The organism is uncultured Corynebacterium sp. (genome assembly GCF_945649885.1).
Classification (GTDB): domain Bacteria; phylum Actinomycetota; class Actinomycetes; order Mycobacteriales; family Mycobacteriaceae; genus Corynebacterium.
Genome location: NZ_CALZFS010000130.1, coordinates 1 through 8,001, shown reverse-complemented (window position 1 = coordinate 8,001; position 8,001 = coordinate 1). Strand labels below are relative to the sequence as shown.

Annotated in this window: 9 protein-coding genes and 1 tRNA gene; 4 read left to right on the top strand and 6 right to left on the bottom strand. The window is 57.7% G+C overall.

The window, feature by feature from the left end:
• Positions 1-781, bottom strand: a 781-nt coding sequence (locus tag Q0M74_RS11920) for a metal ABC transporter solute-binding protein, Zn/Mn family (protein WP_293954750.1), incomplete at its 3' end; no start/stop codon positions are given.
• Between the two features lie 75 nt (positions 782-856).
• On the opposite strand from Q0M74_RS11920, the gene Q0M74_RS11915 reads away from it, so the two are divergent.
• Complete coding sequence (locus Q0M74_RS11915; protein ID WP_293954748.1) at positions 857-1,942, top strand: LacI family DNA-binding transcriptional regulator; 1,086 nt, start codon at positions 857-859, stop codon at positions 1,940-1,942.
• Positions 1,943-1,950: 8 nt separating this feature from the next.
• On the opposite strand, the gene otsB is transcribed toward Q0M74_RS11915, so the two are convergent.
• From otsB to Q0M74_RS11890, 5 genes are all read right to left on the bottom strand, one after another.
• Positions 1,951-2,739 (bottom strand): trehalose-phosphatase, encoded by a 789-nt coding sequence (gene otsB, locus Q0M74_RS11910; protein ID WP_293954745.1) that lies wholly within the window; start codon positions 2,737-2,739, stop codon positions 1,951-1,953.
• Between the two features lie 19 nt (positions 2,740-2,758).
• On the bottom strand, positions 2,759-3,229 hold the full coding sequence (locus Q0M74_RS11905) for a hypothetical protein (RefSeq protein WP_293954744.1): 471 nt from the start codon (positions 3,227-3,229) through the stop codon (positions 2,759-2,761).
• Positions 3,226-4,674 carry a trehalose-6-phosphate synthase gene (locus Q0M74_RS11900; protein WP_293954743.1) on the bottom strand — a complete coding sequence of 483 codons (1,449 nt, stop codon included), beginning with the start codon at positions 4,672-4,674 and terminating at the stop codon, positions 3,226-3,228. Before Q0M74_RS11900 ends, Q0M74_RS11905 begins: the two co-directional genes overlap by 4 nt.
• A 28-nt stretch (positions 4,675-4,702) precedes the next feature.
• Positions 4,703-5,041 (bottom strand): hypothetical protein, encoded by a 339-nt coding sequence (locus tag Q0M74_RS11895; protein WP_293954741.1) that lies wholly within the window; start codon positions 5,039-5,041, stop codon positions 4,703-4,705.
• A gap of 74 nt (positions 5,042-5,115) precedes the next feature.
• Entirely contained in the window at positions 5,116-6,573 is a 1,458-nt protein-coding gene (locus tag Q0M74_RS11890) for a threonine/serine exporter ThrE family protein (protein WP_293954752.1), read from the bottom strand.
• A 166-nt stretch (positions 6,574-6,739) separates the two neighbouring features.
• On the opposite strand from Q0M74_RS11890, the gene Q0M74_RS11885 reads away from it, so the two are divergent.
• The 3 genes from Q0M74_RS11885 to Q0M74_RS11875 form a co-directional block, all read left to right on the top strand.
• Positions 6,740-6,812: transfer RNA gene (locus Q0M74_RS11885), tRNA-Thr, on the top strand.
• Positions 6,813-6,924: 112 nt separating this feature from the next.
• Positions 6,925-7,272: a hypothetical protein gene (locus Q0M74_RS11880; protein WP_293954739.1), complete on the top strand. Its 348-nt coding sequence runs from the start codon at positions 6,925-6,927 to the stop codon at positions 7,270-7,272.
• A 437-nt stretch (positions 7,273-7,709) separates the two neighbouring features.
• Positions 7,710-8,001: HAD hydrolase family protein (locus Q0M74_RS11875; protein ID WP_293954737.1), on the top strand; the 292-nt coding region annotated here is incomplete at its 3' end.

Sequence of the window (8,001 nt, the reverse complement as noted above, 5' to 3'; positions counted from 1 at the left end):
GGTCCTTGATGCTGGTGGCCACAGGGGAAGCGGACTGTGGATTGTAGATGAGGATATCGATTCCGCCTTCCTCAATCACCTTGTGGAATGCGGCGACATCAGATGCCGTTGGTTCGCCTTCGCTCAAGGTGGTGGCGCGGTAACCCTCCGGGGTGGATTCAATCATGGGGGAGTGTGCCAACAGGTGATCAGCGATCGGTTCGGTCTGGGCGATGCGCGCGGCAGGGAGCTCAGCAATGCGACTGGACAGGTCCGCCATCTGGGTGGCTACAGCATCCGGGGAGACCGGGGTGTCAGGGGACACCTCCAAGACCTTCTCCGCCAGGTCTTCAGCAAACTTTGAGACAGCTTCCGGGGAATACCAGATGTGTTCATTATCGGTTTCGTGGAGATCACCATGATCTTGACTGTGACCGTCGGCGTGCTCTTCACTGTGGTCGTTCTTATCATGATCATGGGGTTCTAAATCCATGGCGCTGATGATGCGGTCATCGCCTTCCAGGGAGTCATAGAGCCAGGAGTCATAGCCACCACCCCCCACTAGGATGATGTCGGCAGCTTCTACCCGCGCCATGTCGGATGCAGAGGGTTCAAAGGAGTGGGGATCTGAGTCTCCGAGAACAATGGCGTGGACATCCACGCCGGGCAGGGTTTCCTCTGCAACATCAGCCCATACCTGGGTGGAGGCGACGATGTTGAGCTCGCCGTCGGTGTCTCCGGTCGCGGACGTGCAGGCGGTCAGCGGGAGGATCAGCGCGAGGGGGAGGAGGATCTTTTTCATGAAACCAGTAAATACTTATTGAAAATGGTTGTCAACATGAAAATTTATTGAAAATGGCGGTAGGTTTGAAGAACTATGGCACGGCGTCCGCAACACACAGGTACCCTCGCATCGATCGCTGCGAAGTTGGGGGTCTCCCGAACGACCGTCTCCAACGCATATAACCGCCCCGAACAGTTGTCGGCCGAACTGCGTCAGAAGATCCTCAACACCGCAGAGAAGATGGGATATCTCGGCCCAGATCCCATGGCCCGTTCCCTGCGCACCCGCCGGGTCGGCAGCATCGGTGTGCTGCTCACCGAAAACCTCTCCTATGCCTTCGAGGACATGGCCTCAGTGGATTTCCTGGCCGGCATGGCTGAGGCCGCCTATGGAAACACCATGCTAACCCTCGTGCCCGCCCACCCCGATACCTCTGTTGATCTGGTAGCTGCACAACAGCTGGTCAACCAGTCGGTGGTGGATGGTTTTGTCATCTACTCCGTGGCCAAGGGAGACCCCCACCTGCAGGCAACCCGCTTGAGGGGGCTGCCCACCGTCATCTGTGACCAGCCTGCAGATGAGCTGGATCTGCCCTTCGTGGGCATTGATGACCGCACCGCCATCGCACCTGCTGCCCGCGCACTGGTCCAGGCAGGCCACCGCGACATCGGCATCTTGTCCATCCGTCTGGACCGCGAACGCAATGACGGCCGGGTCACCAGACACCGCCTGGATAATGCTCACCACCACGTGCAGCAGTCACGGGTCCGCGGGGCACTGGATATCTTCCGGGAAGCCGGTATCAACCCGGCTGATGTTCCCATCATGGAATGCTGGCTCAATGACAGAAAGCACAACGTGGCGGTGGCACGGGCCCTGCTGGAGGCACACCCGCACCTCACCGCGGTGTTGTGCACCACGGACTCCCTGGCCTTCGGGGTTCTGGAATATATGAGTTCGATCGGCAAGTCAGTGCCGGAGGACCTGTCTGTCACCGGGTTTGACGGCACCCAGCTTGCCCTGGAACGTAACCTCAGCACCGTGATCCAACCCAATAAACAAAAAGGTTATGAGGCTGGAAAGCTGCTGTTCAGCATGATTGAAAACAGCAGCGATCATGCCGGCCGTGTCCTGCTGGACACAGCCTACAACCCCGGAACCACCATCCGGGAGGTCTAACAGGTGAGCTAGAGTCCCAGGGCCTGGGATTCTGTGTACTGCATGCGTTCATAGGCCAGCTCCTCGAGCAGGGTGCCCACATCATCAACATCACGCACCCGCATCTTCGCAGCAGTGTCACCTGGACCTACCTTGATGCTCAAAGCGTTGGGGTCCTCCACCATCACTTCAAAGCCATGTTCATCGGTGGTGTCATCGCCGATGAAGATCACCCCGGTGGGTTCGTGGCGGTGGAGGTATTCACGCAGCCAGGTGCCCTTGGTGGTTTTGCTCACCGAATACTCAATGATGTTCTTACCGTGGGTGACCTGCAGATCACCGGTATCGATGTCGACAGCACGTGCTTCGATGCCCTTGATCAGGTCAGGATCAGACACCCGGATGTAGTGCAGCACCCGGTGGAAGGGTTTGACCTCCACATAGGCACCTTCCACGCGGTCAATGACACGTTCCAATTCAGTATGGATCCGGTCCAGTTCCGCCTCCTCCTTCGGCGTCAGGGTGCGTGGGCGGGAGGAGTCCTCTGAACCGTGGGAGCCGACGGTGGTGATGTCATAGGAGCCCAGATCAAGCACCTGCGCCAGGCCTTCGAGGTGGCGTCCGCTCAAGATGACCACGTCAGTGTTGGCCATGCGGGAGAGGTCCTTGATGGCTTTGAGGGATTTCTGGTGGATGGGAACCTGATAGGGATCCTTGCTGAATCCTGCGATGGTGCCATCGAAATCTGATACCACCAGCAGATTGCGACTTTGTGCCACCTGCTTGATGGTCAGGACAGTGTTGGGATTCTCACTCATGAGACCCAAGTGTACGGAATTATTCCGGCATGACCCAGGAAACAAGTCGGATGGACGGCCGGTCCAGGTCTTCGGTATCGCTGACCAACAACACCTCGGTATCACTGTTGCGGGACACCTCAAAAGCCCCCGGGAGAAGCTCCACCAGCTTCTCGTGGACCAGCCGTTCCTGGCCCTGGCAGTCATCAGGGAGCTCATCAAATTCCACGTCGGTGAAGATGAGATGATCCGCCTCGTCGGAGGTGCTCGGTTCACCTTCATGAGTGAACTCCGCCAGGCCCTGAAATGGTGCACAACCGGTGTGGCCGGACAGGGAGGAACGCCCGAAGTCCAGGGTAGGCTGTGTGACCACGAGATCACTGACCACATTGGGTTCATCGGGGCTGGTGTAGATGTTGGTGACCATCCAGGTGGACTCTGTCATCCGGATGACATCACCGGAACAGGCAACAAGGGGCAGGGCCAACAGTGCGATCAGATACTTCCTCATTTGAGGCCCTCCAGACAATCCAGGAAGCTGTTGGCCCAGACATTGACATCATGTGAATGGACCTGCTCGCTGTCAGTCCTCATCCGGGATGCCGCAAACTCCGGATTGTGTTTGAGATCGTGAACCGCGGCAATGACTTGGCGTTTGATGGATTCCAGGTCAAAGGGGTTGCAGAGGTAGGCCTCGGCTAATTCATCGGCGGCACCGGCGAATTCACTGAGCACCAGAGCGCCTGAACCGTCACGGTGGGCAGCCACATATTCCTTGGCCACCAGGTTCATACCGTCCTTGAACGGGGTCACCAGCATGACATCAGCAGCTGCGTAGAGTACCTGCAATTCACTCTTGGGCAGCGATCGGTGCAGGTAGTGGACAACCGGATGCCCCATGCGGCCAAAGCGTCCATTGATGCGCCCCACGGCTTCCTCCACCTGGGAGCGTGAGACCCGGTAGTGCTCAATGCGTTCCCGCGAGGGGGTAGCCACCTGTAGAAACACGGTGGTTTCCGGATCCAGTGCGCCGGATTCCAGCAGCTCTTCAAAAGCCAGCAGACGTTGCAGGATGCCCTTGGTGTAATCAAGACGGTCCACGCCGAGCAACACGGTGTCAGGATCACCGAGCTCCCCGCGGAGCTGTTGCACCGAACTTGCCGAGGCCTCGCTCACCACCGCGGTATCAATTGAGATGGGGAAGGCACCGACGCCGACCTTCCGGCCGTCGGCAGTCAACACCGATGCCCCGACCTCCCGGACCAGGGCGCTGCCCCGGACCTCAAGTTCATCAGGCTGTCCGGTGTGGGAACCGGCGGTACCTGCCACCTGCTGGGTGAGGCTGAGGAAGTTCTCCGCGTTCTGGGTCAGGTGGAAGCCCACCAGGTCAGCGCCGAGCATGCCACGCACAATCTCCTCACGCCAAGGAAGCTGACGGAACAGCTCAGGTGAGGGGAAGGGGATGTGGAGGAAGAACCCGATCTTCAAATCAGGGCGCATCTGGCGGAGAATTCCGGGCACCAGCAGGAGCTGATAGTCCTGGACCCAGACGGTGGCATCGGGGGCGGCAACCTGGCTGACGGCTTCCGCAAATTTGAGATTCACCTCACGGAAGGCATGCCACCACTCCACGTTGTAGACCGGTTGGACGATCAGGTCATGGAAAAGTGGCCACAGGGTGGCGTTGGAAAAGCCTTCATAGAAGCCCTCAAAGTCGCTGATTGCCAGCCGAACAGGGTGCAGCAGCACACCGGTATCCGTGCGGAAAGGCTCGGGAGCCACATCGACGGTACCGGGCCATCCCACCCAGCAACCACGGTGCTGTTCAAGAACAGGGGACAGGCCGGTGACCAGTCCACCCGGGCTGGGGGAGATGCTGTAGGTGCCATCCGGGTGGACAGTCATATCCACCGGAAGGCGGTTGGCAACAACAACGAAGCTATTGAGTTCTTCCATGAGAACCAAGTTTAGGGCTAGTCAGCTCTTAAGACTTCTTGGTGGTCTTCTTTACGGCGGTTTTCTTAGCCGTGGTCTTTTTGACAGTGGTTTTTTTGGCCGTGGTCTTCTTTGCGGCAACCTTCTTCGCAGGAGCCTTACGGGTGCGCTTGGTGGCCTTCTTCGGCTGCGCCTCCTCATGCTCAGAAGCAACCTTGGTGTAGCGCAGGCCGGACGGTTCAACACCGAGCATGCACATGAGGGTCACACCATCAAAGAAGTCCTTGGCGTAGGTAGCGACGATCCTGCGCGCACCTGCAGCGGTCTCCTCTTCAACAGCGTGAAGGGATTCTGGGGTGGGGCGGGTATCAGTGATTTTAGCCGGCAAGGATCCTCCTGGATTTTAGAAAGCGATCAATCATACAGTCTACTCCATTTAGAGATATAGCGTGTAAGCAGGGCTTAACGGCGCCTGGCCCGGTTCCGGGAAACACGACGAATATTCTCCGAATCCCGGAGTTCCTGGAAAGAGAACTGGCGGGCCTTGATGAGTGCCTTGTAGGGCCTGAGCTTTGGTGGGCGGCGTAGTCGGCGGGCAACCCACTCGCCAAAGACCACTCCGGAGGCCAGTGCGCATGCGGTACCCAGTGCCACAGCACTGTTGGTGAAGCCCAGCAACGTCTGCTCATTGAGGGCTGCGTACATGCCTCGGTAGATGGACAAACCAGGCAGCATCGGGGTGATGCCGGCAATCGCCACGATCAGCGGCGGGATCAGGAAACGACGTGCCATCAGACCACCGGCGAAGCCGATGGCAGTTGCTGCAGCAGCGGCGGCAACCACGCCACCAGCACCGATGGAGACGATGAAATAATAGAATGTGGAACCCACCAGGGCGGTGACACCTGCGATCATCACCGATGACCACTCGGCATAACAACCCACCGCGAAGGCTGCGGCGGCCACAGCACCGGCCATCACGCGGACGACCATCGAGGAAGGATTGGAGGCTGAGGCGATCTCCATCGCAGGAAGTAGCACTCCCAAGGCTCCGGAGAGCTGGATACCCAGACCCACACCTGCCACGATGCCGCCGGTGAACAGCAATGTCTCAAAGAACCTGGCACCCGCGGTGACGGGAGCTCCAGTGATGCCGTCCTGCAGAGATTGCACCAGAGTCAGACCCGCCAGCAGGACGATGATGCCCGAGGCGATGATCTGTGAGGGTTTGATCTCCAACCCGTAGTTCATCGCAATGGAATAGGCCAGGGCTGCCGGAACCGTGGCGATGAAACCACCGGCGACATTCTGGAAGAACTGAGGCAACCCATATTTACCCAACAGGGTAGACACCCCGATGATGATGCCGGAGGTGAAGAAGGAGATCAGCATGACCACCCAGCCACCACCCAGCAGAGCGGAAATCGAACCACCCATCATCGCCCAGCCGAATAGCGACATGAGGAAACCATAGGAAGCAGGGGACTGCTCAAGATCATTGAGAATCTTCTCAGCGATTTCCGGAGGGGTCGCACCAGCCTGGATGGAACGGATCAGACGGTCAACCTCAGACAGCTTGGAAAAGTTGGTATCCAGCTTGCGTACCACACGGAAGACGCTGACCGGTGTCAGACGTTCCATGCCGATATTGGTGAAGATGGTGATGGTGTTCAGGGTGATGTCCACATGGCAGTAGTAGAGACCGTAGGCGGCGGTCACTGCGTGGATCTGGACCTTGGTGTCACTGTTGGAGGTTCCAGAGGACAGTAGGATGTCTCCGATCCGGGCAGCAAGATTCATCACACCGGCCACCTGGGAATGGTCGGTGAGATCAATGGGTGCCAGTGGTGACGGTGGTGGTGCTGCCTTGGCGGCATCGACGGTGGAGATGCGTCCTCGGCGCGTCGCGAAGCTCACCAGCCGCTGGAGGAATTCAGGCAAAGAGGTGCGTCCAATCGGTTAGTTTTTCCTGAGGTTTACCGCCACCTTAGCTGTGCACATACCCCGATTCCCACCCCGGCTAAAATTTACGCTAGGATACGATGTTGTATTTGGCGTTGCATCTTGCAGTGGCGTTGAATGCGGTGCTGGAGTGGCGCAATTGGCAGCGCAACGCACTTGTAATGCGTAGGTTGCGAGTTCAAGTCTCGTCTCCAGCTCTCTTAACTTTTGAGCCTTATTGTTAGCTCTACCACTCAGGGGGGAGTGGGCTGTCACGGGGGTGCCAAAGTAACTCAGTGGATTTATGTATCCACTGTTAGGGTGTTGCACATGGATATCCTGCAATTAATCGTTCTCTTCCTGCACTTCGTGGGTGCCGCCGCGCTTGTCGGTGGCTGGCTCGCAACATTCAAACAGCCCACCGTTCTGCACTGGCAGCACATCGGCGCCTGGATTCAGCTGGTCACTGGTCTGGTGCTCGTCGGCCTCATTGAAATGCAGGGCGGCGAACTCAACCACATGAAGATCGGTATCAAGGCGATTATTCTCATCGCTGTGCTGGTTGCGGCCATCATTGGTCGCCGTAAGGTCAAGAAGAATGAGCCTGTGTCCAAGGGCCTGGCACACGCCGTCGGTGGACTTTCACTGATCAACATCGCCCTGGCTGTTTTCCTCTAAACATCCCTGGTTGATGGCTTGAAGCGCCGGAACTCCCTGTGGAGTTCGGGCGCTTCATTGATTCCAGGGCTTAACCCCGATTCTAGGGGATGAGAAAAGACGTGACACCGTAGTGTCACGCCCTGAGAGGAAAACCGCCGGATTCTACAGTGCTGAGAAGATCCAGATGGCCAGCGCGATGATGGCCAGAATTCCGACGATGGTCCAAATTAGTCCGCTTCCACGCATGATATTTCTCCTTTGGTTGGGGATAGCATCCGATTGTAGGCCTGCTTCCGGGCTGCATGTGGGCTACGTCATAACATTTTGCAAACAGATGCATATCGCTTGATGCTAGGGCGATAAATAGCCGGTGCTTGTCTGGGGGAGGGGGAGCATCGCGTAACCGTTCTGGTTTTCAGGACCGTGGCAACGTCGAAAAGCGTACGATTATGGGCATGGGAAAAATTCTTTTCGTCGATATCGGTGGAACACTGATTGACTACTCCAACTGGCTGCCCTATTCAGCTGTTGCTGCGATCCGTGCAGCTCGTGCCAACGGGCACAAGGTGTATCTGAGTACAGGTCGAAGTATCGCAGAGGTCAGTCAGGAACTGTGGAACATTGGTGTCGATGGCCTGATCGGTGCCCAGGGGGCATATGTGGAAAGCCATCAGCAGGTGGTTTATCACCGCGGACTGTCAGGTGAGGAAACCCGCAAGGTAGTGGATTGGCTCAAGGCACGTGGCT

Bases quoted from the DNA above. Each gene is read 5' to 3' on its own strand.
- Q0M74_RS11905 (WP_293954744.1), bottom strand. From the start codon at position 3,229: ATGAGGAAGTATCTGATCGCACTGTTGGCCCTGCCCCTTGTTGCCTGT.
- otsB (WP_293954745.1), bottom strand. From the start codon at position 2,739: ATGAGTGAGAATCCCAACACTGTCCTGACCATCAAGCAGGTGGCACAA.
- Q0M74_RS11915 (WP_293954748.1), top strand. From the start codon at position 857: ATGGCACGGCGTCCGCAACACACAGGTACCCTCGCATCGATCGCTGCG.
- Q0M74_RS11900 (WP_293954743.1), bottom strand. From the start codon at position 4,674: ATGGAAGAACTCAATAGCTTCGTTGTTGTTGCCAACCGCCTTCCGGTG.
- Q0M74_RS11880 (WP_293954739.1), top strand. From the start codon at position 6,925: ATGGATATCCTGCAATTAATCGTTCTCTTCCTGCACTTCGTGGGTGCC.